At 60.5% G+C, this 22,442-nt stretch carries 21 protein-coding genes; 10 read left to right on the top strand and 11 right to left on the bottom strand.

Annotated elements, in window-relative coordinates; translation table 11 throughout:
* Positions 1–3 precede the first annotated feature (3 nt).
* From fabZ to NE850_RS33105, 3 genes are all read left to right on the top strand, one after another.
* A complete protein-coding gene (gene fabZ / locus NE850_RS33115; protein ID WP_007178405.1) occupies positions 4–471 on the top strand; it encodes a 3-hydroxyacyl-ACP dehydratase FabZ in 468 nt (155 codons plus the stop codon).
* Between the two features lie 333 nt (positions 472–804).
* Positions 805–1,296, top strand: a complete 492-nt coding sequence (locus tag NE850_RS33110) for a polyhydroxyalkanoate granule-associated phasin (protein WP_007178404.1) — start codon at positions 805–807, stop codon at positions 1,294–1,296.
* 158 nt (positions 1,297–1,454) lie between these two features.
* Positions 1,455–2,168 (top strand): class I SAM-dependent methyltransferase, encoded by a 714-nt coding sequence (locus tag NE850_RS33105; RefSeq protein ID WP_232064400.1) that lies wholly within the window; start codon positions 1,455–1,457, stop codon positions 2,166–2,168.
* A 133-nt stretch (positions 2,169–2,301) separates the two neighbouring features.
* On the opposite strand, the gene NE850_RS33100 is transcribed toward NE850_RS33105, so the two are convergent.
* Genes NE850_RS33100 through NE850_RS33085 form a run of 4 tightly spaced genes read right to left on the bottom strand, consistent with a single transcriptional unit; the run spans position 2,302 to position 6,309 of the window.
* Complete coding sequence (locus NE850_RS33100) at positions 2,302–2,763, bottom strand: spore coat U domain-containing protein (RefSeq protein ID WP_007178402.1); 462 nt, start codon at positions 2,761–2,763, stop codon at positions 2,302–2,304.
* 1 nt (position 2,764) lies between these two features.
* Positions 2,765–5,062, bottom strand: a complete 2,298-nt coding sequence (locus tag NE850_RS33095; protein WP_007178401.1) for a fimbria/pilus outer membrane usher protein — start codon at positions 5,060–5,062, stop codon at positions 2,765–2,767.
* Entirely contained in the window at positions 5,046–5,771 is a 726-nt protein-coding gene (locus NE850_RS33090; RefSeq protein WP_007178400.1) for a molecular chaperone, read from the bottom strand. The genes NE850_RS33095 and NE850_RS33090 overlap by 17 nt, the downstream gene beginning before the upstream one ends.
* A gap of 16 nt (positions 5,772–5,787) precedes the next feature.
* Entirely contained in the window at positions 5,788–6,309 is a 522-nt protein-coding gene (locus tag NE850_RS33085) for a spore coat U domain-containing protein (protein WP_007178399.1), read from the bottom strand.
* Positions 6,310–7,181: 872 nt separating this feature from the next.
* Between NE850_RS33085 and NE850_RS33080 the strand changes: the two genes are divergently transcribed.
* The 3 genes from NE850_RS33080 (at position 7,182) to NE850_RS33070 (ending at position 11,941) form a co-directional block, all read left to right on the top strand.
* Positions 7,182–9,518 (top strand): alkaline phosphatase family protein, encoded by a 2,337-nt coding sequence (locus NE850_RS33080; RefSeq protein ID WP_165189429.1) that lies wholly within the window; start codon positions 7,182–7,184, stop codon positions 9,516–9,518.
* A 177-nt stretch (positions 9,519–9,695) separates the two neighbouring features.
* Positions 9,696–11,171: a cytochrome-c peroxidase gene (locus NE850_RS33075; RefSeq protein WP_007178397.1), complete on the top strand. Its 1,476-nt coding sequence runs from the start codon at positions 9,696–9,698 to the stop codon at positions 11,169–11,171.
* A gap of 98 nt (positions 11,172–11,269) precedes the next feature.
* On the top strand, positions 11,270–11,941 hold the full coding sequence (locus tag NE850_RS33070; protein ID WP_007178396.1) for a hypothetical protein: 672 nt from the start codon (positions 11,270–11,272) through the stop codon (positions 11,939–11,941).
* Between the two features lie 61 nt (positions 11,942–12,002).
* Here NE850_RS33070 and NE850_RS33065 read toward each other — a convergent pair whose 3' ends face one another.
* A complete protein-coding gene (locus NE850_RS33065) occupies positions 12,003–12,893 on the bottom strand; it encodes a 2OG-Fe(II) oxygenase (RefSeq protein WP_007178395.1) in 891 nt (296 codons plus the stop codon).
* Between the two features lie 377 nt (positions 12,894–13,270).
* On the opposite strand from NE850_RS33065, the gene NE850_RS33060 reads away from it, so the two are divergent.
* Entirely contained in the window at positions 13,271–13,717 is a 447-nt protein-coding gene (locus tag NE850_RS33060; RefSeq protein WP_007178394.1) for a hypothetical protein, read from the top strand.
* 10 nt (positions 13,718–13,727) lie between these two features.
* Here NE850_RS33060 and NE850_RS33055 read toward each other — a convergent pair whose 3' ends face one another.
* On the bottom strand, positions 13,728–13,991 hold the full coding sequence (locus tag NE850_RS33055; RefSeq protein ID WP_007178393.1) for a hypothetical protein: 264 nt from the start codon (positions 13,989–13,991) through the stop codon (positions 13,728–13,730).
* A gap of 376 nt (positions 13,992–14,367) precedes the next feature.
* On the opposite strand from NE850_RS33055, the gene NE850_RS33050 reads away from it, so the two are divergent.
* The 3 genes from NE850_RS33050 (at position 14,368) to NE850_RS33040 (ending at position 16,031) form a co-directional block, all read left to right on the top strand.
* Complete coding sequence (locus tag NE850_RS33050; protein WP_232064399.1) at positions 14,368–14,817, top strand: hypothetical protein; 450 nt, start codon at positions 14,368–14,370, stop codon at positions 14,815–14,817.
* A gap of 102 nt (positions 14,818–14,919) precedes the next feature.
* Positions 14,920–15,324 carry a carboxymuconolactone decarboxylase family protein gene (locus NE850_RS33045; protein ID WP_310699890.1) on the top strand — a complete coding sequence of 135 codons (405 nt, stop codon included), beginning with the start codon at positions 14,920–14,922 and terminating at the stop codon, positions 15,322–15,324.
* A gap of 56 nt (positions 15,325–15,380) precedes the next feature.
* Positions 15,381–16,031 carry a BON domain-containing protein gene (locus NE850_RS33040; protein WP_007178390.1) on the top strand — a complete coding sequence of 217 codons (651 nt, stop codon included), beginning with the start codon at positions 15,381–15,383 and terminating at the stop codon, positions 16,029–16,031.
* Positions 16,032–16,137: 106 nt separating this feature from the next.
* Here NE850_RS33040 and phbB read toward each other — a convergent pair whose 3' ends face one another.
* The 5 genes from phbB to NE850_RS33015 form a co-directional block, all read right to left on the bottom strand.
* Complete coding sequence (gene phbB / locus NE850_RS33035; RefSeq protein WP_007178389.1) at positions 16,138–16,860, bottom strand: acetoacetyl-CoA reductase; 723 nt, start codon at positions 16,858–16,860, stop codon at positions 16,138–16,140.
* An 84-nt stretch (positions 16,861–16,944) separates the two neighbouring features.
* A complete protein-coding gene (gene fabI / locus NE850_RS33030; protein ID WP_197740321.1) occupies positions 16,945–17,706 on the bottom strand; it encodes an enoyl-ACP reductase FabI in 762 nt (253 codons plus the stop codon).
* An 8-nt stretch (positions 17,707–17,714) separates the two neighbouring features.
* Entirely contained in the window at positions 17,715–18,908 is a 1,194-nt protein-coding gene (locus tag NE850_RS33025) for an acetate/propionate family kinase (protein WP_310699888.1), read from the bottom strand.
* Complete coding sequence (locus NE850_RS33020; protein WP_007178386.1) at positions 18,905–20,308, bottom strand: bifunctional enoyl-CoA hydratase/phosphate acetyltransferase; 1,404 nt, start codon at positions 20,306–20,308, stop codon at positions 18,905–18,907. Before NE850_RS33020 ends, NE850_RS33025 begins: the two co-directional genes overlap by 4 nt.
* An 8-nt stretch (positions 20,309–20,316) precedes the next feature.
* A complete protein-coding gene (locus NE850_RS33015; protein WP_007178385.1) occupies positions 20,317–22,119 on the bottom strand; it encodes an alpha/beta hydrolase in 1,803 nt (600 codons plus the stop codon).
* Positions 22,120–22,442 lie beyond the last annotated feature (323 nt).

Genomic DNA, 22,442 nt, shown 5'->3' with positions numbered 1-22,442 from the left:
ACCATGAGCACCGACAAAATCAACCTCGACATCCACAAGATTCTCACGCTACTGCCGCATCGCTATCCGATTCTGCTCGTGGATCGGGTGCTCGAACTCGAGCCGCACAAGCGCATCAAGGCGCTGAAGAACGTATCGATCAACGAGCCGTACTTCATGGGGCACTTCCCGAGCCGTCCCGTGATGCCGGGCGTGCTGATCCTCGAAGCGCTCGCGCAGGCCGCGGCGCTGCTGACGTTCTCTGAAGAACCGCATGATCCCGTCAACACGCTGTACCTGTTCGTCGGCATCGACAATGCGCGCTTCAAACGCGTGGTCGAGCCGGGCGATCAGCTGATCCTGAACGCAACGTTCGAGCGGCATATGCGCGGCATCTGGAAGTTCAAGGCCTGCGCGGAAGTGGATGGTGCGGTTGCGGCGTCGGCCGATCTGATCTGCACAGTCCGGAGCACGGATGCGGATGCGCGCTAGTACGGCGCGACACCGCCGCGCTTCTTACGCTCAGTGCGTTGCTGCGTTCCGGTCGAGGCGCCGAGCCGTGGCGCCGCGAAGCAGGCTAATTCTTCGCGGCGCGAGCCGTTGGCCCACGTCTTCCACTCGGGCGGCCGGGTAGCCGGTTCGATATATGTTGCATTGCAACATGATGCGGCCTATGCTGGGCTCGCGGATTGGACGTCCCGCGCTTGAACCCTTTTTGTTTTTTCGGCAGCGACGTCGATCCATGTGATGTTCGATTCATTTCGCGCGGGCTTTCGCCTGCGGTAAGGCAATTTGCCACGTCAACAGTCATCAGGGAGCATTTCAATGACGCTGTCTACATTCCATTCTCCCCTTGCAGAGCTGTCCGCTACCTGGTTGCAGGCCGTCACGGAGGCCGGCGAGATGTTTGCCGCTACTGCGCAGGTGGTGGGGCATCGCACGACACGCATGGCGCTTGCGGGCCCTATTCCGAGTGAGCGCGATCGGAGCGAATTCAGTCTGATGGGCCGAGAGAAGAAAGAGGCGGCATCGGAATCGCTTCAGGCTCTTGGACTCGGCTTTTTGAATCTTGCTATGGCGGTAGCCGTTGATACAGGCAACCACGTGTGGGCTACGTCTGCCGCTGCCGTCGCGCTCGCGTCCAGCCAATCGCCGTCACAGTGGCTTGAGCGCCAGACAGCCCTGAACGGACTCGCGGCTAACGCGCCGGCCAACCCATTGCGCCTCGCAAACATGGCCGCCCGCGTGATGCAGAAGAGTCTTACCCCTATTCACCATCGTGCAACCGCCAACGCGAAGCGTCTGGGTGCACTTTGAGCGCCGTGGCGCCCTTCTCACGGCGTCCGGTGAAAGCTGTCCGGCGGGAAAAACCCGCCGAAGCGACTCATGTCGTATCGAACCTCGACGGCGTGTCGGAAACGATGTTGTGGACCTTGTATGACCGGGCGTGCGAGTCAGCGCGGGCGGATGGCGTTTTGACAGACCCGGAAAGCGTTCGGATATGCAAGGCGATCGACTATGACTTTGCCGGCCGGTTCGGTACTCCGGACGGCTCGTTCGCCGTGCGGGCGGCCGAAATCGATCATCTGATCATGCGCTGGCTTGAGGGCCATCCCGACGGCGTGATCGTTTCGCTAGGTGAAGGCCTGGAAACACAGGCGCGCCGTGTCGATAATGGCCGGATGCAATGGCTCACGGTCGATCTTCCGGCAGCCATCGAGTTTCGCGAGAATTTTCTGAAGCCCTCGAAACGCCTTCACCACATCGCGGCGAATGCGCTCGACCTCGCGTGGGCCGATGAAATAGAGCCGACCGCCGACGTGTTCATAGTGGCACAAGGGCTGTTCATGTATCTCCAGCCTACGGCCGTAAAGCGCCTCTTTGCGGACCTGGCCGCCCGCTTTCCGAAAGCGGAACTCGTTTTCGACGTGATCCCGCAATGGTTTTCTTCGCTAACGATGTGGGGCGTCATGAAGACTCCTTGCTACCTCCTGCCTCCCATGCCGTGGGGTATTGACGCCGACCATATCGGCGCCTGTCTAGGCGAATGGTCTTCGGGCATTGAAGCGATCAAATTGCTCGAATACCGGGCACCGCGTGGCTGGCCGAAAGTAATGGAAGATCTGCTTTGCGTGAACCCGGCGAACAAAAGGTATCTTCCGTGTCTCGTGCATGTCACGTTTGCGTGAAAGAAACGGGCATCGCCCACCATTCCTCGTGGCGGATGATTCAGGCAAGGGCCGTTTTTCGCGCAAAGCTCCATCTGCTTCATGCACCCGTCTTTCCGGCGATTCGTAATCCTTGAATCGCGCCCGAGGTGCATCAATACGTGACCGTCACAGTCAATATGTCGCTGTACGATCCAACACTCGCTGTTGCCTGACCGGAGGAAATACGCCCATACACAGTGGATGCCTGGGCGGCTCCTCCAGACGTCGCAACGACGTTTCCGGAAAGTAAACTGGTGCCCGAGCTTCCATCGCCCCAGATCGTCGTTCGGGTGTTGTCGACATAAACGTTGTAGTTAAGCGTCTGACTGCCTGACACCAGTTTCCTGGCCAGATAGGCTCCGCTCCCCGTAGAAGCACCGATCGTGTACGTCACGGTTGCGGAACCGGTGCAAGTCACACTCACTGAACCCGTACCGTCAGCGTTGGCATTCGCGAGCGGATTGTAATTTCCAAACGCCACTCCGCTCGCTGAAACCGTGCAGGTGGGGTCTGCGTTGGCGCTCGCGCAGGCAGATATCGCCAATGTCAGTACTGCAATCTTGAGCATTTTCATTTCATTCGCCGCAAACAAAAGGACCAACCGTCGGGAGCACGATGGGTGAAGCAGGCGCCAGTGCCTTTGCCGTGCAACGCTTCGCGCCCCAGGTCGCGGTCACACTGGCTGGTAGCACAATATCTGGCATAAACACCTCGCCATTGCGAGCGACTTGCTGGCTTGCCTGACCCTCGGCGCCAACAACTGCGCCCGCAGGGATTGGCTGATTGTGTTCGTCAACCAGGATAATCGTTGCGCCTGTCACTTTCTTCGCCTCAAACCTGATCAGGTATCCGCCCTTCTGCGGCGGAGTCACTATCCGTTCCGAGAGATCGAGCGCCACGTCCAGCGGAATTGCTGCGTCGTCAAGGCGAATACGGTTCTCTTCATAGGCAACCAGGTTGGGAAGCATGGCAATGCCGCTGCCGTCCGTGTGACCAATCACCCGGTTATTCGAATAGACGTCGACGGTTTGCCTGAGCGGAACTTCGGCCATTGCGAAACTGCCATCGATCCACCGTGTGGGCCGCACAATGCCTCCGAGCATCGCAATTCCGCCTGTCGCTTCAGCCTGCTCGTTGAACTGGCCGGCGATATGGTTGGCACCAAGCTCGATTTGCCCGAGCTTGCTCAGATAGGACACGCCGACATCCTGCGAATCGTCGTTGATGAAAGTGGTACGTGCACGATATCCCCAGCCGCCCTCGAGATCTGGTGCCCGGAAAACCTCAAGGTTTGCCGTCGTATCATGAGCACCGAAATTAATCTGACTGGTTGCGACCGATTGATGCCCGTACGGAATAACCCACAGCGCGCCGGCTGTCAGCGTCCGTATACTCGACAACGCCTTGCTGACGCTCAGCGACAGGCTGCCGTAACGGCGCATGTCGAATGTCAGGCCAGTCGCTACCGCCTCGATGTTCGGCAAATCACGATTTGCATCGTTCAGATAGCTAAGAGAAAAGGAGATGCGGGGGCCGAGCGAAATGCTTCCCTGTGCCAGGAATTCATGCGAAGCGGGGCGATTATTGCTACCGTATCCGAGTTGCCAGTAATTCCTGGTGGTGACCGTGTCGCTGACAGAAATGCCAAAGCCGGGTGACTGATGTGATAACTGCACCTGGACCAGAGCACCCGAACCATACTGCGACATGCTGCCGGCCACGCTGGCAGTCAGAACCACGAAATTGAATAGAGGAATAGTCGATCCAACACCCACGTCCTGATTCCGGGCGGTGGCTTCGGCATGTGTTTCGGCAGTCACATATCTGAACCCATAGCGATAGGTGCCGGAAACGAAGCCGTCCGCATAGCGGCTGCTCGCAAGACCGTAGTTTTCGCGCTGCAAACCCGCCTCGAACGATCCTGCATGGGTGCCCTCCCGCAACATAAGCGGGCTGTTTATAAACGGCTGGGAGATGACCTGCTGCCGTCCAAGCGCATCCTCGACGACCATCTGCACATTGCCTTGCCCTGTGAAAACAGGGACATTGCTCAGCGCGAAAGGCCCGCTATTCACATTGGTCGACGCGCGCAGCACGCTGTCGACGTAGATGTTCACGGTTGACGGCGCTTGCGCAACACCAGAAAGCGTTGGCAACGGTGTCGGGATGACATCGGGCCGAATCGAAAAGTTGGTGTTGTACTGTATTCCGCCGAAGTAAACCTGATTTGACCAGTTGCTCGAAACCGTCGTGGAATCGCCCAGTGTCAGCGTGGCAATCGAATCGGGAAAATCTCTGACATATCTCGTATCCAGCCGGTAAAGAGAATTGATCCCGGCCGTCTGCCGATAAATCTCCCGATATTGGAACTCTCCACCGGCGAGGCCAAACACATTTGCGTCGAGGAGCGCACCAAAATTACGATAAACGGCGGATCTACTGTAAGTCAGATCGTAATTCAGATACCCGCCGACGGCCGGCGCCTGTACATTACGACGCGGCTGTCCACCTATGCTGGCAGTGCTCCCGTTGAACGCCGAGCCGCTCGCCACGATGCGAAGGGTCTGGGTCGCATCGTCAAACGCCACGTGCGTATCGGGCAGATTGTCGATGCGGCAGTATTCATTCCCGCTAATGTGCAGAACCTCGGCGTTGGTCATGCTCAAGCGGACTACGGGGAGCAGTTGGCTGGCAATAAAGATCTTGCCGTCGCCGGTCCTGAGCACACTTGCGAAGTCTGCAACCTCGTTGCCGTTGACCGTGACAGCGACAACCTCAGGCGTAATGACCGGCGCGCTGGTTTGCGCATGGAGGTCCGACATCATCACCGAAAGCAGTAGGCCGCATGCGAGTCCGCTATTCAGACTCCGCATCGAGTACTTCTTCACTTTGCCCAACTGGCGTAAGTATTTTCAGTGTGATACGACCAAGGCTGCCGTTGGTCACGAGCGGCCACTCTTTCCGTTGTTGCGGCAGAATGTACGCCGGGTCGTTGTTGGTGATTCTTGACGTGCCCTTGTCGTCGACAATGGCGAATCCGTTTATCTTTATGTGCGTGTCGCCGCTATTGTCTGCGACCAGAACATATTGCGAGCCCTTGCTGAGCAGATGCCAGCGCACATGCACATTTTTTTGCAGCGGATTGATGAATACCGGAATGCTGACTCGCAGCACCGTTCGCAAACCAAGTTTTTCACTGCTCGCTGTTTCATCGGGTATTTCGTCCACTATCAAACGATAGCTTTGCTCTTTCGCCGTTTGCGTCACTGAGCGTAGGCCGAACCGCAGGAACTGCTGCTGTCCGGGCTTGATGGTGAATATGGGGGGATTGAGAATGACCTCGTCCGTATTGACCTGAGTCTCGACGTGCCCATCGGTACTCCACTTCACCGCGTGCACCTGCAGGCGAAGATCGCTTTCGCCCTGGTTGGTCAAACGCAGAATCGACATCGGCTTGCTCGAAGTGAGATCAAATGTGATCGGGCTGGCGATGAAAGAACTCGCCGACGCATCCAGCGCCGGGTAGACGCAGGCCAGCAGAAATACGATGGCCCGCGTTGCCCACCTGGTGTTGCATAGCATGGGCGCCAACCTTCTATTAGAAGGTAATGGTGGCTGTCACCGTATCGCTGTACGTATCGACGTGGAGAAGGCTTTGACCCGCCGGAATTTCCGTATATACGGTCAGGACGTGCTGGACACCATCTTCGATTGCGGCAAGTTCAGCGGCTGCCGTATAGCCCCAAGGCGTCGTATAGGTGGGCTCCTGGTACAGGTTGTAAGCCAGAAGGTCGGTGGTATTGGTCGCACCAGCGAGATGCCGGAGCGGCACAGCGGATGTGCCCGTTTCATGATTGCCGCCGTCGAGCGCAATGAGTGCGCCTGTGCCGCCGTTGGTGCAGGTGTACGTGACGGACGCGGTGGCGTCTCTCACCGGGGCCGTTGCATTCGCGGTGACCGGGTCATATGTGTTGGTGAATCCCGTGGCGCCGAGCGTGCAACTTGCGACAATGGTCGCGGTGTTCGTCAAGGTGGCCGTGGCGTTGCCGGCCGCCATCGCGCTTGCTGAACCGACCATAGCCGCTGCGAAAACGAGCGTTTTGAGTTTGAATGTGTTCATGCTTTTAATCCTGCTGGGTTATAAAAAGATTCTGTCACCGGATCGAACGCCACGGCCATTCTGATACGCATCGGGCATCCGAGAAAAAACGTATTTACTTTGATAATTTCAACGTTGTCATCATTCGCCAGACGCGACTCTCTCTGGATTGCCGATTGCGGATGCCGTCGGTTAGAACGGAATTTCCGGTCCTCCTGTTTTTTACGGCGAGTACGAAAATTAATGCAAAGACGAGCACCGCGGATCGACCGGAATCGAACCCAAGGCCATTGGCGCCAAGGCCATTGGCGGACCGGGGAGTTATTACCGATTAATTTATTCTTCAGTTATTAGTATTCGGCTGAATGGAGATTAGTCTTATTTGTAACCGGCTGTTAGTTAATATTTGGTCACAAGTCTGTTTGACTGGTGGCTTTCAGAGTAGAAAGCTTGCTGTGCCTGCCTCGGCGCTCCGCCCCGAATTATGAAAATAGTTTTTTGAGCACGAAAATAGTGTTGCTTTTTCGTCTGACCAAAAGTTTTTACGAAAAATGGCAAAAAACCTATGCAATTTCCGGCTCCTGCCGCGGGTCGAGAGTTCGGCGTGAACCGCTCACGATTTTTCATGGTGACAACCCCATGCCGGGGCCAGGCATTGACAAATCTGTTTTTGCTTACGATATGAAAGCAAGGCCGGAAATACTTTGCTGCGCTGTTAGTTAAATTTCAGTTTGATGAAAATGTTGATTTTCGCTGTTCGAAATATTCCATGAAAGTAACTGTAATGAAAGTTCCCCTTCACGGGAGATAAATACATCGACTCGATAATCCCCTGTCGCCTGCCTACAAGAGGCGCAAGAAAGCAGTACAACAACCTACAGGGGCATCCCACAATGTCGGTCAATTCAATAAGACGTACTACTCCGCTTCTAACCTCGATCGCAGCGGCATGCGTGCTGGCCGCCTGCGGCGGCAATAGCGACAACTCGCCGTCCGCGAGCACCACGCCGCCGGCTCCGACGACCGTCTCGGGCGTCGTTGCCGCCGCTGGCTTCGTGCCGGGCAGCACGAGCGGCGACCCGACCGTTCATGCAGGCTATTACGTCGGCGCCACGGTGTGCATCGACGCGAACAGCAACGGCAAGTGCGATGCTTCGGAAGTCAGCGCGACGACGGACAGCAAAGGTCACTTCACGCTGCAGTCCAACGCCACGGGACAGCTGATTGCCGACGTGAGCACCAAGGCCACCAACACGGCGACCGGCGCGGCCGTCGCCAGCCACATGATCCTGCGCGCCTCGGCTGCGCAGATCGCCGATCAGGGCTCGACGAACATCGTGATCAGCCCGATGTCGAGCGAAGTCCAGCGTCTGGTCGAAGCGAACGGCACGACGTACGCAGCCGAGAAAGCCAACCTGGTCACGCGCCTGAGCGCGCCGGCTCTGGGCGCGTCGTCGGTGACGGTGGCCGCTGCGGACGTGCTTGGCGACGCCAGCAAACTCTCGGGCGCCGAGCAGCAAGCCGTGCTGTTCGAGGAAAACCAGCTCACGAACCGCTATACGTACGCGACGACCAAGCTCGACCGCGGCGATCTGTACCCGGACAACCTCGCCGTGCCGGGCGGCGACCCGTCGCTGGTCGGCGCCGCAGGCGTGAGCGCCGCAACCGCCGTGAAGTCGACCGTGCAGCAGGCTCCCATCACGTTCGCGCAGGCACAACAAGCCGCGTTCAACGTCGAAGGCATTCCGCGCTACGACAACGTCTTCGTCATCATGCTCGAGAACCACAGTGTGGCTCCGGTTCCGGGTACGCCTGGGATTCTCGGTTCGGCGAGTGCTCCGTTCATTAACCAGTTCCTGACCTCCAACAACCAGTTTACGACCTATTATTCGACGGGTAATCCGAGCGAACCGAACTACACCGCGCTCGGCGCCGGCGACGACTGGGGTATCACGGACGACAACTGGTGGGGCTGCGGCGCGGGCACGAGCGGCGGCAACGCACCGACGGACGTGGCGTTCGCCGGCGGCAACGCTTCGGACGGCCAGCCGCTGGTTGCGACCGGCGTGCTGCCTCCGCAGGACGGCACCCATCTGTCGGGCTTCACGAACGCCACCTGCACGACAACGGGTTCCATCGCCAATCACAACATCAAGAGCCAGCCGAGCCTGTTTACTCTGCTGTCACAGACCGGCATGACCTGGCGCACTTACAGCGAATCGATGAACCCAGGGCAGGATCCGCGTGCGGACAGCATCGCGGACACGGCGGTCAACGCCGCATACGCCGGCCCCGGCGCCAACGGTACTGCTTTCACCATCCCGAACGGTCTCTACAAGACCAAGCACCACCCGGGCATGGCCTACCAGGACGTGCGTAATCTGCCGGAGTTCCATGCCGACAACCGTACCATCTTCGGTACGCAATACAACGCCACGGCTCTCGCGCAATCGAAGGCCTATCCGATCCCGACTGGTTACAACTTTGACCAGTTCAGCACCGACCTCACGAACGGCGACGTGGGCAACATAAACTTCATCATGCCCGACCAGTGCGACGACATGCACGGTGTCGGCTCTGATCCTTCCTGTGGCAGCGGCTCCGCGCAGATCGTCCAGCGTGGCGACGACTACGTGCGTCAGGTGGTCACGAAGATCGAGGCTTCGCCGTTGTGGGCCAACAAGCAACGCAAGGTGGCCATCGTCGTGATGTTCGACGAAGGCGAGGGTAGCTCCACCTCGTGCTGCGGCTGGAACCCGGTAACGTCGAACGACGGCCAGGCACCGCTCACGTTCGCGAACGGCAAGTTCACGCCGACGCCGACGACGCTGTACAACGGCGGCAACCACGGTCACGGCAACTCGATCTTCGGTGTGGCGACGAACCAGGCGAACCCGAACGTCGTCGACAGCGACGCGTACAGCCACTTCTCGCTGGTGCGCACGCTGCAGGACATGTTCCAGATCGGCGACCCGGAGCAGCCGCAAACGTACCTCGCCCGTGCGAAGTACACCGAGTCGTTCATCGCGAGCAACATCCTGAACCTGCCGGAACTCGCAGGCAGCGCGGATACGCACCTCGACTCCGTGCGGCCGATGAACCATGCCTATATCACGCCGGCAACCTACACGCAGAAGCTGAACCCGGTCGACGTGACGGGTACGTCGCTGGCTTCGCGTCAACCTGGTCCGGACGCAAGCCAGACCAACGTGTGGGCGCTCGCCAAGTAAGCACGCGGCTTGCGGGAGGCGGTGGATCGCCTCCCGCATCGGCAAGTGCGTGAATCGCTCCCTGCCGGGCCGTGTTTTTCGCGGCCCGGCATTTTCCGTTCTGTCCGTCCCATTGCCAGGGGGCCCTTCGGCCCTGCCAGGACCGCCCGGCAATCGGACTCAGGCAAAAAACTCAATATGCGAAAAATCTCCCTGGGCGTGATCTGCGCGCTCTCATTGATATTGACCGCCTGCGGCGGCGGTGGTGGCAGCGACAGCAGCAGCGCCGGCACCGACCCGGGCCAGCCTGCGTCGGGCGGCGTGGCGCCTCCGGCCAAGGTCACGCTCAGCGCGGCGGCACAAGTCGGTCAGCAATTGTTCTTCGACCAGAATCTGTCGGGCGGCAAGAACATGTCCTGCGCGACCTGCCATAGCCCTCAATATGCGTACGGACCGCCCAACAGCCTGTCCGTGCAGCTCGGCTCCGATCCGTCGGTGGCAGGGCAGCGCGCCGTGCCTTCGCTGCGCTACAAGTCCATGACGCCGCCGTACAACGATGTCGCCGACAACCCGGACGGCATCACGCAGAACGCACCAGGCGGCGGTTTCATGCTGGACGGCCGCGCTACGACGCTCGCCACCCAGACGGCCTTGCCGCTGCTCAATCCGCTCGAAATGAACAACGCGTCGCCGGGCGCCGTGGTGCAGACCGTGAAGAGCGCGTCCTACGCGGCGCTGTTCCAGCAGGCGTTCGGCGCGAACGTGTTCTCGGACGCGAACGCCACGTTCACTGACGTCGGTCTCGCCCTGCAGGCCTACCAGCAGGAAGACCCGAGCTTCCAGCCGTACGCGAGCAAGTTCGACCTGTATCTCTCCAACAAGGTGGGCGGCACGCTGACACCGGCGGAACTGCGCGGCCTCCAATTGTTTAACGACACCGATGGCGGCGCGGGATGCGTTGCCTGCCACTATGCCGGTGCGAACTTCAACGGCTCGGTCGCGCTCATGACCGATTTCACCTATCAGGCGATCGGCGTGCCGCGCAACGACAAGCAGATCTGGGACAACCCCGACCCGATCCCGAGCAATGCCGACGCGTCGTATTACGACATGGGCTTGTGCGGTCCGCTGAACAACATCCACACGCCCGGCACGGCCAGCAGCGGTGCCGGCCCGGATCAGTTCACCGGCGTCAATGTCCCGGACCCGTATTGCGGCCGCTTCAAGGTGCCGACGCTGCGCAATGTCGCGACGCGCACCGCGTTCTTCCACAATGGCGTGTTCCACTCGCTCGTGCAGGTGCTGAATTTCTACAACACGCGCGATACCAACCCGGAGTACTGGTATCCGAGCACCGGCGGCGATCCTAACAACGTGACGCAAAACCCGTCCTACGCGCTGTTCCCGACCGCTGCGTCGGGTGCGACGGCCAAGCTCTTCAACGATCTGCCCGTGGCCTACCAGGGCAATATCGACGAAGAACTGCCAATGGGCAAGGGCCAGACCGACGCCGGCGGCACGACCGCGGCAGACGGTGCGCTGCCGCGCCCGATTCACTCCACGCCGCAGTTGACTCAGCAGAACATTGCGGACCTGGTCTGCTTTCTGAACACGCTCACCGACGGCTATCAACCGCCCGCCACGCCGCCCACCAGCGGCTCCTGCGTGAACTGATGAAAAATTGATGAGACTCGCGCGCGACCGGCCCGAAGGGCTGGCCGCGCGCTCCGTCCTGTTCGTACCTTAGCAACTCAACCTGAGCAACAAACACCATGACGCGACGTTTCACCCTCGCCCGCTTCGCTTGCAGCACACTCTCCCTGATCGCGCTGACTCTGTTCGCCGGCTGCCATGACAAAACGCAGGACGTCAGTCAGGAGAACTTCACGGCTACGGTCAATGATTTCCTCGCCCAGCGCGGTCACTTGTGCCTCGCCAAATACGACTGGCCGATCTATGCAACGACGGAAGACCAGGCCGCCGGTACTCGCGACGCGGTCCAGATGCCGGTACTCGAGAAACTCGGTCTCGTGACGGGCAAGGACGTGGTGGTAGAACGCACTGACAGCGCCGGCAAGAAGATCACCGCGAACGCTCGCCAGTATCAATTGACGGCCGAAGGGCAGAAGTACTATCTGCACATTCCGGAAGTGGTCGCGACCGCCAACTCGCGCGTCACGCATCCGGCCGATTTCTGCGCGGCCACGCTTACGCTCGACAAGGTAGTGGGTTGGGAGCGGCCGACGCAGGTGGAAGGTAAAACCGCGACTTCGGTTATCTATACGTACAAGATCGATCCGGCGCCGTGGGCCAAAGATGCCGACGTACAGCGCGTATTTCCGATGATCAAGCGCGTGATCGAAGGCGCGGGCACGATGCAGTTGCGCGAAGGCGTGCATCTGACGTCGAACGGCTGGGTCGCCGACGAGGTCTTCCAGCGCTGAGCTGAAACCCGTCCGGCGGGGCGCGAGCCTGGCCGCCCGCCGGACGATTGCAGCTGATCCGTTATACCTGAGCGCGCGGCACGAAGCGGCGCGTACGGATCCATTTGGTGGCCACCCACTTCTCGCCCACCCGCAACGGTGTGCTCGTATGCAGGGAGCTTGGATCGGCAAGCCCGAACCGGTTGCCGTATTCGAAGTAGAGCGCCTGGCCGCGCCGCGGCACCACCGACCATCCGGTCTGCGGGAACATGGTTTCGCCGCCGCCTTCCACATCGTTCAGATACATCAGCAGCGTGCCCACGCGTTGCCCGCTGCGCGCGATCGACTCCTGATTCGCCGGGTTACCCGCGATCAGATAGTCGACGTGCGGCGTCGATTCGGCGCCCACTTCGTAATGCAGTAGTTGCAGGCCTTCGCCGTTCTCGACAGGCAGACCCGTTAGCTCGGCAATCCGTGCTTCCAGGCGCGCGATCAGCGGTGTCTCGCCCAGACGAAAAAACATTCCGTCGCTGCTGCGGTGGCCAGCCACGACGTTACGGCCGGTCACGGGATCGACCACGGTCGAACGGCTCAGTCGCGGCCGCGCAAGCGAGATCAATTGTTCGCATTCGTTCGCACTCAGAAAATCGTCGAGCAGTATCGCGGCCGGCCGCTGCATGCGCGAAATCACGCGAGTCTTGCGCTCGCCGAGCCGGATCAGGGGGCCGTCCGGCACGCGCAGCGGCTCCGGTTCGTAAGCGACCGGCGCAGCGCCTATTTCGAGCGTCTCGCCGGGCAACGGTGTGCCGTACAGGAAAGACGAAGCGACCGCGTTGACCATCGCCGACGCGAGTTCGACTGCATTTTTTCGATCGACCAGCTCGCGCACAATCGCCTGTGGGGCGACGCCGCGTGTGAGATTCTGAGCGATCCAGTCGCGTACTTCGGCGGGAAAACTAACGGTTATGGACATCGGGGTGTCGAGCTATGGGCTGGAAGGGAGTATCGCAGGTGGTCTTATTGCGGACGGCGGTTGGGACCGGGAACAGCCGGGCGCAGGGCGCCTGCTTCGTGGAAGTCGTGATGGCGATCTATCGGCCCTGGTTGCCGCGGCACTCAAAATGTTGCGAGCCCGACTGAATGATGTCGGCTTGCAGCACATCCGGCTGCAATTTCTCGAGTCATCCAGGCGAGCCCGAACCGACATTTTTCCACGTAACTATGGCGCACGGGTGACGGAAAAAAATTAAGCGCGCGCAAGCGCAATCGCGTCGCGTTTCCAGAGCCCGACTTTGCGGGTGGATAAACGGTATATACTGTTTATATCGTTTGTAACTCTGGAGATTTTCTATGACCGCACCGAGCATCAAAAAACCATCCAAGAAGACATTTCATTTCCCTAAAGGCGCGGCCGCCGCCAATCCCGCGGATGAGAGCGAGGCAGTCGGGGCCGACGCGACTGTAGCCACGAAGAAAGGAAATACGACGGCCAAAAAGGCGGCAAAGCGGCGTGCGTCGGCGACCGTCGAAGCTACGCCTGTCAAAGCCGCAGTGGAAGCGAAAGCCAAACGCATCAAGAAGGAAAAGGTGGTGCGAGACAGCTTCACCATGCCGAAGTCCGACTACGACAAAATTGCTGCGTTGAAGCAGAAGTGTCTCGCAGCGGGAGTATCGGTGAAGCGAAGCGAAATTCTGCGCGCGGGTTTGTTTCTGCTCGAATCGGCAACGCCGAAGCGGCTGCTGGAAGCTGTATCCGCCGTAGAGCAGGTGAAGACCGGCCGCCCCGCCAAATCGTAGGTTTTTTTCGTTAAGTGCGGATGACGAAGCCGTTAGCCGGCCGCCTCGCCGGATAGCGGCTTTCGAACGTCTGATGCATTCGCTTCAGGAGCGAGAGGTATTTTTGGCCCTGAGGCGTGAGCACGATTTCCGCCGCTATCGCGTTCGCTTCGTCCCAAAGTCGTTCGAATTTGTCGCGGGCAACGGTGCCTGGCAGCCCGGACGCAATCAGTTCCGCAAAATCCCGGTCGATTGCTTCGGGCGAACGGACAGACTTGGCGGCATGGTCGGACATCTCGTGAGCACTCCAGGGAAGTGATGACCGCGTACCCAATCGGCCAGTCCGCAACAGCGGATCTCCGGATAGGTACTGCCGGAGCCTGCTCGCCGCAACAACACAGTGCATTCTGCGGCGCCGTGTGGAAGTTCCGCGCAGAGGCTTTCTCTCGCTCGTGATCGAGCAAGGGATCTTGATGCATTGTTGAGGAGCACGGCTAAAAGGTCAACGCCACTTCTTCGCTCGCTGCCCCGCCTTGTATCGACGACAGGTCGCTGAACGCTTATCCGGGCGCTGGCGCGCTCCGGTCGCTCGTTGATGTATCTCAACTGGAGCGGCCACTCCGGCAGCTATCCTGATTTGAGCGGGGCTTCGGGATGAAGCGACGGAGGGCATGATGAACTGCGAGTATCAACATGAACCGAACCGGCATCGACGGTGGATCCGGTCGTTTCAGTTCGTTGCCTTGAGCGGATTGCTTGCAGCCGCCGTCACGTGGGCGGGTTCCGTCTACGACCATCCGCTGGACGCGGCAATCATGGCCGGCATGGCGGCGCCCGAGTGCGCCGGGGTGCGCAAAATCACGGCCGGGTCGCTGCTACCGGCGAGACAGCCGGATGACGATATCTGCCGATCCTTCTTCCTCTATCGAACGACGTTTCCCGACGCGACGGACAACGAGCGCGCTTACGTTACATCCATTGCGCAGGATCGGACCGATGAATTCAGGCAACTGATCGGTTACGCGTCCCTGTTGTCGCTCGCGGCGGTCGGTGTGGCGCTTGCGTTAGCGTTGGCGTTTCGTTCCTTGCACGGCCGGTATCGGCATTCTGAGCGGCGCTAGAACGATGGAATACGAACGTCAGGATCTCTTGCAACGCGGATCGCGTATCACATGGACGAGGCACGAAAAGCGTGCCATCCCACCCACTTAAGGCGGCGAATCATGGAAACGAACTACCCTGAACGGCATCATGAATTGCAAACGGTACTCGGCAAGATGCGGCGCGAGATTGCCGGTCCGATGAGCGGCTTCGAGCATCTTCACAAGGAAGCTGTTTCAGGCGGTGAACTGTCGGGCAAGCACAAGGAACTGATCGCGCTCGCGATCGCCATTGCGCTGCGTTGCGACGACTGCCTCGCCTGGCACGTACACGATGCGATGCGGGCGGGCGCTTCGCGGCAGGAAATTCTCGAAACGGTGAGCGTCGCCGTCATGATGGGTGGAGGGCCCGCCGTGGTGTACGCATGCCACGTATTCGACGCGATCGAGCAGTTCGAAGGCCGTGACGGCGGTTTGCCATCGGCGTCCGGATTTCTGTCTGCGGGTGTCGGTCGCGGGGCTGCCTGACGGCGAAGTCAGTCGTCATTCACGCGGATGACCATGGAAAACGAAAGGAGAGCGCAATGAAAACGGACACGCAGTTGCAGGAGGAAGTTGCGGACGAATTGGCATGGGATCCGGCAGTGTCCTTGACGGACATCGAGGTCGAGGTGAAAGACCGGGTGGTCACGCTGTCCGGCCATCCGGCCAGTTATGCGGAAAAGCTGGCTGCCGAGAAGGCGGCGAAGCGGGTGGCGGGCGTGAAGTCGGTAGTCGTCAAGATGGATATCCGCTTGCCGCACAGCGATGTCAGAACGGACGAGGACATTGCGAACGCTGTCCGGTCGATCCTGAAGTGGACCGTTGGAGTGTCGGACGTCAACGTTCAGGTGGAAGTCGACAATGGCTGGGTGACGTTGCGAGGCAGGCTTGAGCGAGCCTATCAGCGTCATCTCGCAGCGCGCATGATCAACCCCATGCGCGGTGTGACGGGACTGTCGAATCTCATCGAAGTGCATGAGAGCCCGGCAGGGGACGATATCGGCGACAGCATTCGCAAAGCCCTCGTGCGTCATGTCGAGCGCGAAGCGGATCACATTGGCGTCAGCGTGCGTGACGGCACGGTAACGCTGACCGGAAAGGTCGGCTCTTATGCCGAGCGGTCGATCGTGCGCGGAGCCGCTTGGGGGGCGCCCGGCGTGCACGCGGTCAACGACGATCTGACCATCGGATAGCCATACGCCTGTTGCGAGTACGGGCGCCTCGCGGAGAAGACGTTCCGTCGATTGGCCCGCAATGGCGGTACTTTTGCCGTAGCGTGGTGTCCTGGTGTTGCGTAGCTCACGCCATATATTTGCCGCCGTTGATCGAAAGCGTGGCTCCGTTGATGAACGCCGCCTCATCGGCAACAAGGAAGACGACGCCGCGCGCAATTTCATCCGTGGTGGCCAGTCTTCCCGCCGGTACGCCGCTGACGATCGTTTTCAGAATCTCATCCGGCACACCGCGCACCATGCCCGTATCCGTATAACCCGGGGCGATCACGTTGGCCGTAATGCCCCGGGATGCGCCTTCGAGCGCAAGCGCCTTGGTGAAACCGATAAGGCCCGCCTTTGCGGCTGAATAGTTCGTCTGGCCAAATTGCCCGGAAAGCGCGTTAACCGAACTGATATTCACGATCCGTCCGAAGCGGCGCTCGCGCATGCTTTCTATGACAGCCCGGCACGTATTGAAACAGCCGCCCAGATCCACGTCGATGACACTGCGCCATTGCTCCAGCGTCATTTTGTGTAATGTGCTGTCACGGGTGATGCCGGCGTTGTTCACGAGAATATCGATCGGCTCCGATTGTGCGACGATCTTGCCAATTGCTTGCTGGGTGGCATCGAAGTCGGCCACGTTCCAACTGAAGATGGGAATGCCAGTTTCTTTGTGGAATGCGTCCGCCTCGGCATCGTTACCGAAATAGTTGGCAATCACCGAATAGCCGCCGCTTTGCAACTGTTTCGCCGTTGCCGCACCGATTCCACTTACTCCGCCAGTAATCAATGCTGTTCTTGTCATTGCATGCTCCTTTTGGAAAGCTTAAAAACCTTGTATCTATCGAGTGCCATGTGAGAGCCCATGATCTGGATGGGTCCGGTCGGCTCATGCCGTAATATGGAAGCCCGCGTCCGCATAGATGGTGGATCCCGTCAGCGTCATGCCGGCCTCGCTCGCGAGCACGGTTGCAATCCGGCCAATTTCCTCGATCGTGACAAGATGCTTCGCGGGCGTATGCGAGCGGACGTCGTCGAGCAGTGCGTCGAAATGGTCGATGCCCGAGGCGGCGCGTGTTTTGACCGCGCCCGCCGAAATCGCATGGACATGAACGCGACGTGCCGCCAGATCGACGGCAAGATAACGCACGCTCGATTCGAGCGCGGCTTTGACGGGCCCCATCACGTTGTAGTGATCGACCGCGCGTTCGGCGCCCAGAAAGCTCACGGTCATCAGGCTGCCGCCGTCGGGCATCAACGGCAGCGCAAGCCTTGTCATACGGATGAACGAATGGCACGACACATCCATCGCGAGCGCGAAACCCTCGGCTGAGCAGTCGACGAGGCTCGCATGCAAGTCGTCGGCGGGTGCGAAGGCGATCGAGTGAAGCACGAAGTCGAGCCGCCCCCACTCTTTCGTGACCCGTTCGAAGACCGCTTCCAGTTGGCCCGGAACGCGCACATCACACGGCATGACAAGAGGTGACTGAAGCGCCTCGGCAACCGGACGGACGAACGGTTCGGCCTTGTCGTTCAGGTAGGTGACGGCCAGCTCCGCGCCGGCGGCGCGAAACAGCGTCGCGCAGCCGGTGGCGATGCTGTGTTCGTTCGCAATGCCAACCACCAGCCCGCGCTTGCCTGTCAGATCGATGATGGAATTCATGATTTCAATGCCTCGTTGTGCAATACGGCAATAGCCTCGTTGGCGATGATCTGCTCTTCATCGGTCGGCAGGACGAGCACCGTTATCTGGCTGCGCACGCTGCTGATTACGCGCGCATTGCTGTCGTTCGCGTCGCGATCGAGTTCGACACCCAGCCACGCGAGGCGCTCGCATACGGCAAGGCGCACGGAGGGTTGATGCTCGCCGATTCCGGCTGTGAAGACGAGGCTATCCAGACCACCCAGCGTGGCGGCGAGCCGCGCGGCCTCGCCTGCAATACGGAAAGCGAAGAGTTCCAGCGCTTCGCGGGCTTCCGGCCGGTGGCTCGCCTCCAGTTCCCGGCTGTCCGCGCTGATGCCGGAGACACCGAGCAGGCCGGACTTTTCATACAGCATATGCTCGACTTCCTTGACGTTCAGACCTTGCTGTTCGAGCAGATGCAGCACGACGCCGGCGTCGAGCGCGCCGCATCGCGTGGCCATGGGAATGCCGTCGAGTGTCGAGAAACCCATGCTCGAGTCGCGACTCGCGCCGTCCTCGAATGCACACAGGCTTGCGCCGCTACCCAGGTGGGCTGCGATGACCTTGCCGCTTGCGAGTTGCGGAAACTGCAGTTCGAGCTGGCCGTGAATGAACTGATAGGACAGCCCATGAAAGCCGTAACGCTTGATGCCCTTGTCGAAGAGTCCGCGTGGAATCGCGAAGCGTTGGACGAGAGCGGCCTGCGTGCGGTGAAAAGCCGTGTCGAACGACGCGGCCTGCAACAGATGAGGCCGCAGATGCCGGATCGCGCGGATCAGCCGCACGCTCTGGGGCTGATGCAGCGGCGCAAGCGGGACGAGTTCGGTAATAGCCGCAAGCGTTTCGTCGGTGACGGCGACGGGGCCGGCGAAGCGATCGCCGCCATGCACGACGCGATGACCGACCGACACGAGATCGTCGAGCGAAAAATGCGTGGCGAACCAGCCCAGCGTTTCGTCGAGCACATCGTGCAGATCTTCGGTGACGGCAGACTGAAGTGAGATGTCTAGAGTTTCGCCGCCGTTCACGAGGTGCAACTGCAAGGGCTGATGCCGGAAATCGATCATGCCCTGGCCGATTCTCGTGGCTTCACCGGCAACGACACGGAATAGCCCGATCTTGACCGTCGAAGAGCCGGGGTTGAAGGTGAGGAGAAGCGGGGCGTTCATGATTGAAGCAGATCGCCCATGCTGCTTTCGGCGACGAGCCTGGCAAGCGCGACCGATGCGAGGCGTACCCGCAGGCTGTCGGCGCGGCTCGTCAGGATGATCGGCAGCCGCGCGCCGACAATGAGACCCGCGGCGTCGGCGCCGGCAAAATACACCAGTTGCTTCGCCAGCATGTTGCCGGCTTCCAGATCCGGAACGAGCAGGATGTCCGCCTGACCGGCCACCGGCGAGTGGACGCCCTTGGTCGTTGCCGCGGCGAGGCTGATCGCGTTGTCAAAGGCGAGCGGGCCGTCGACGAGAGCACCGGTTATCTGGCCGCGTGAGGCCATCACGGTGAGCGCAGCCGCGTCGAGTGTGGTCGGCATGGCCGGATTGACGGTTTCAACAGCCGCGAGTACGGCGAGCAGCGGCTGCTCGACGCCTAGAACATGCAGCAGGTCGATCGCGTTCTGGCAGATGTCGCGCTTCTGCGCGAGGGTCGGCGAGATATTGACCGCCGCGTCGGTGACGATCAGCGGTTTGGAGTAAGCGGGCACGTCCATCGCATAAACATGGCTGATCCGCCGGCCTGTTCTCAGGCCCGATCCGGAAGCGACGACCGCAGAGAGCAGTTCGTCGGTATGCAGCGTGCCCTTCATCAGCGCGGCGACCTTGCCGGCCGCGCCGAGTTCGACGGCGCGCGCGGCCGCCGCGTGGCTGTGCGCGACCGCCTCGATTGTGATGCCCGCGAGGCTCACCTGAGCGGCTTCGGCGGCGGCGCGGATTTTCGCTTCGGGCCCGACGAGTATCGGATCGAGCAGTCCTTCGTCGCGTGCCTCGAAGACTGCCTGAATGACATCCGGTGAACAGGGATGCACGACGGCCGTGCGCAGTGCGGTATGGGTGCGCGCTTCGCGGATGAACGCCTCGTAACGGTCATGCCGGCGCACGGTAACTTCAGGCTGAAGTGTGGGATGCCAGACAATCGGTGCAGATGGTGCGATCACCGTGGCCGTGCCGAGCAGGACGACGTCGCCCTTCTGGTTCGTGCAGCGCGTGTCGAGCAGAACGATCCGCTTGTCGGGGCGCTTTTCCTTCACGGTTACCGTGGCGGTGATCGTGTCGCCCGGTGTGACCGGGCGGCGGAACTGCAGATTCTGATCCAGATAGATCGTGCCGGGGCCAGGCAGCCTGGTGCCGAGCAGGGCGGAGATCAGGGCGCCGGTCCACATGCCGTGAACGACGATATGGCCGAACATGTCGTTCGAGGCGAAGGTTGCGTCGGTGTGGGCGGGATTGACGTCGCCGGAAACGGCGGCGAACAGATCGATGTCGAGCTGCCCCGCTGTCCGCACGAGCGATGCGGATTCACCGATCGCCAGTTCGTCGAAGGTACGATTGTGCAATAGAAGATCGTTCACGATTCCCCCTAGTGCTGGAAAATGTAGGTGCCTGGGGCGTCCGGAAGCTTGTCGGCGCTCCGGTCGGTGCCGATGGCCGGTGGTGCGACGAGTTCCGAGCTTGACCTGGCTTTGAGCCAGTCGGACCAGACGGGCCACCACGAGCCTTCCTGCTGCGTGGCAGCGGCCGTCCATTCATCGGGGCTCACGCGCAGATCGTCGGCGGTGGTTTCCTTGATTCTGAATTGCCGGTGCGGATGGCCCGGCTCGCTGACGATCCCCGCGTTGTGACCGCCGCTCGTCAGTACGAACGTGACTTCCGTGTCGGACAGATCGTGAATCTTGTAGACCGAACGCCACGGCGCGATGTGATCGCGCTCGGTGCCCACCACGAACATCGGCACCCGGATGTTGTGAATCGAAACCGGCCGCCCGTTCACCTGATACCGGCTGGACGCGAGGTCGTTGTCGAGGAACAGTTGACGCAGATATTCCGAGTGCATGCGGTACGGCATGCGAGTGGCGTCCGCGTTCCACGCCATCAGATCGATCATCGGCGCGCGCTCGCCCAGCAGGTAGTCATGCACGATGCGCGACCAGATGAGATCGTTCGATTGCAGAAGCTGGAACGCGCCGGCCATCTGATGCGCGCCGAGATAGCCCTGCGACCACATCATGCTTTCGAGGAAATACACCTCGCTGTCGTCGATGAAGAGCTCCAGTTCGCCAGGCTCGGTGAAATCCGTTTGCGCCGCGAACAGCGTGACCGATGCCAGCCGGTTATCGCCCGAGCCTGCCATTGCTGCCGCCGCGATCGACAGCAGCGTGCCGCCGAGGCAATAGCCGGTTGCGTGGATCTTGTGGTCCGGGACGATCTTCGAGACGGTGTCGAGCGCGGCCATCACGCCCAGTTGCCGGTAATCTTCAAGACTGAGGTCGCGGTCGTCGGCGTCGACGTTGCGCCACGAGACGCAGAACACGGTGTGCCCCTGTCCGACCAGATAGCGGATCAGCGAGTTATGCGGCGACAGATCCAGGATGTAGTACTTCATGATCCACGCGGGGACGATCAGCACCGGCTCGGCAACCACCTCGTCGGTCGTGGGGCTGTATTGGATCAGTTCGATCAGATGATTGCGAAAGACAACCTTGCCCGGCGTCGCGGCGAGATTGACGCCCACCTTGAACTGTTCGAGGCCCGCGGGGGGCGTCCCGCTCTGCTGGCGCATCGCGTCTTCAAGCGCGTTGCGTGCGCCCTGAACCAGGCTCATGCCGGCTGTCGACATGGCGCGCTGCGACACCTCCGGGTTGGTGAGCAGAAAATTGGTAGGCGCCAGCATATCGAGCAACTGGCGCGCGACGAACGACACGACGTCTTCATGATGACGGGTAGTGCCGGGCACTTCGCGCGTGGCCGTATTCCACCATTGCTCGGCGAGCAGAAATGTCTGCTGCCACAGCCGGTATGGTTCGGTCTGCCACACGTCGGCACGAAAGCGGTCGTCTTTCGAGGACGGCTCTGCCAGCACCGGGGCGTAAATGCCGGAGGAAACATGGGTGAGATAGTCGGCGATACGCCTCGTGTTCAATGCGCAAAGCGACGCGAGTTCCAGTTGCTTGCCGGGCGCCGCCGCAAGATGGATAAACCAGTCGGAGAGTGCTGCGCCGAGCGAGGCGGGCGACAGACCCGCCGTCAACCGCGCGATCATGGCTTCCTTGGCATGGTCCAGTTCACGGAACGGCGCGGCAGAATCGGAGACGGCAGAACTGTCCGGCGCTGCATGATGTTCTGCGCGAGGTTCTGCGCGAGCCGGCTTGGAGCGAGTGTCCATCTGAGTTCCTTTTGATTGTCCTGCGCGCGCGGCAGTATGGCCGAACGAACTGGCGACAGCAGGACAGCTAGTACGGAAGAAGGGCGGCAAAACGAGAACTGCCTGTGACAGTAGACGTTCCCCGGCACGCCGACATTGCGGGCGCCTATGGAAGCGTGCTCTTATGCTCCATGATTGTGCGCCGCAACAAGATCGTGAGTGTTGACTGTAGCGTTGCCCTGGACGCCGCTGTTGATCTGGGTCAAGAGACGATCGGGCGGCTTTTTTCCCGCGCAAGGTGCAGGTGAACGATAGTTTTTATATGAGACCTGCTGCCTTGATTC

This window comes from Paraburkholderia sp. USG1 (assembly GCF_031570135.1).
GTDB classification, from domain to species: domain Bacteria; phylum Pseudomonadota; class Gammaproteobacteria; order Burkholderiales; family Burkholderiaceae; genus Paraburkholderia; species Paraburkholderia dioscoreae.
Note: the sequence above shows the minus strand (reverse complement) of the source record. Positions and strands in the feature narration are given on the sequence as shown.

Excerpts from the sequence above, each read along its gene's own strand:
- fabZ (WP_007178405.1), top strand. The coding sequence starts at position 4 with ATGAGCACCGACAAAATCAACCTCGACATCCACAAGATTCTCACGCTA.
- NE850_RS33110 (WP_007178404.1), top strand. The coding sequence starts at position 805 with ATGACGCTGTCTACATTCCATTCTCCCCTTGCAGAGCTGTCCGCTACC.
- NE850_RS33100 (WP_007178402.1), bottom strand. The coding sequence starts at position 2,763 with ATGAAAATGCTCAAGATTGCAGTACTGACATTGGCGATATCTGCCTGC.
- NE850_RS33095 (WP_007178401.1), bottom strand. The coding sequence starts at position 5,062 with ATGCGGAGTCTGAATAGCGGACTCGCATGCGGCCTACTGCTTTCGGTG.
- NE850_RS33090 (WP_007178400.1), bottom strand. The coding sequence starts at position 5,771 with ATGCTATGCAACACCAGGTGGGCAACGCGGGCCATCGTATTTCTGCTG.
- NE850_RS33085 (WP_007178399.1), bottom strand. The coding sequence starts at position 6,309 with ATGAACACATTCAAACTCAAAACGCTCGTTTTCGCAGCGGCTATGGTC.
- NE850_RS33080 (WP_165189429.1), top strand. The coding sequence starts at position 7,182 with ATGTCGGTCAATTCAATAAGACGTACTACTCCGCTTCTAACCTCGATC.
- NE850_RS33075 (WP_007178397.1), top strand. The coding sequence starts at position 9,696 with ATGCGAAAAATCTCCCTGGGCGTGATCTGCGCGCTCTCATTGATATTG.
- NE850_RS33070 (WP_007178396.1), top strand. The coding sequence starts at position 11,270 with ATGACGCGACGTTTCACCCTCGCCCGCTTCGCTTGCAGCACACTCTCC.
- NE850_RS33065 (WP_007178395.1), bottom strand. The coding sequence starts at position 12,893 with ATGTCCATAACCGTTAGTTTTCCCGCCGAAGTACGCGACTGGATCGCT.
- NE850_RS33060 (WP_007178394.1), top strand. The coding sequence starts at position 13,271 with ATGACCGCACCGAGCATCAAAAAACCATCCAAGAAGACATTTCATTTC.
- NE850_RS33055 (WP_007178393.1), bottom strand. The coding sequence starts at position 13,991 with ATGTCCGACCATGCCGCCAAGTCTGTCCGTTCGCCCGAAGCAATCGAC.
- NE850_RS33050 (WP_232064399.1), top strand. The coding sequence starts at position 14,368 with ATGATGAACTGCGAGTATCAACATGAACCGAACCGGCATCGACGGTGG.
- NE850_RS33045 (WP_310699890.1), top strand. The coding sequence starts at position 14,920 with ATGGAAACGAACTACCCTGAACGGCATCATGAATTGCAAACGGTACTC.
- NE850_RS33040 (WP_007178390.1), top strand. The coding sequence starts at position 15,381 with ATGAAAACGGACACGCAGTTGCAGGAGGAAGTTGCGGACGAATTGGCA.
- phbB (WP_007178389.1), bottom strand. The coding sequence starts at position 16,860 with ATGACAAGAACAGCATTGATTACTGGCGGAGTAAGTGGAATCGGTGCG.
- NE850_RS33025 (WP_310699888.1), bottom strand. The coding sequence starts at position 18,908 with ATGAACGCCCCGCTTCTCCTCACCTTCAACCCCGGCTCTTCGACGGTC.
- NE850_RS33015 (WP_007178385.1), bottom strand. The coding sequence starts at position 22,119 with ATGGACACTCGCTCCAAGCCGGCTCGCGCAGAACCTCGCGCAGAACAT.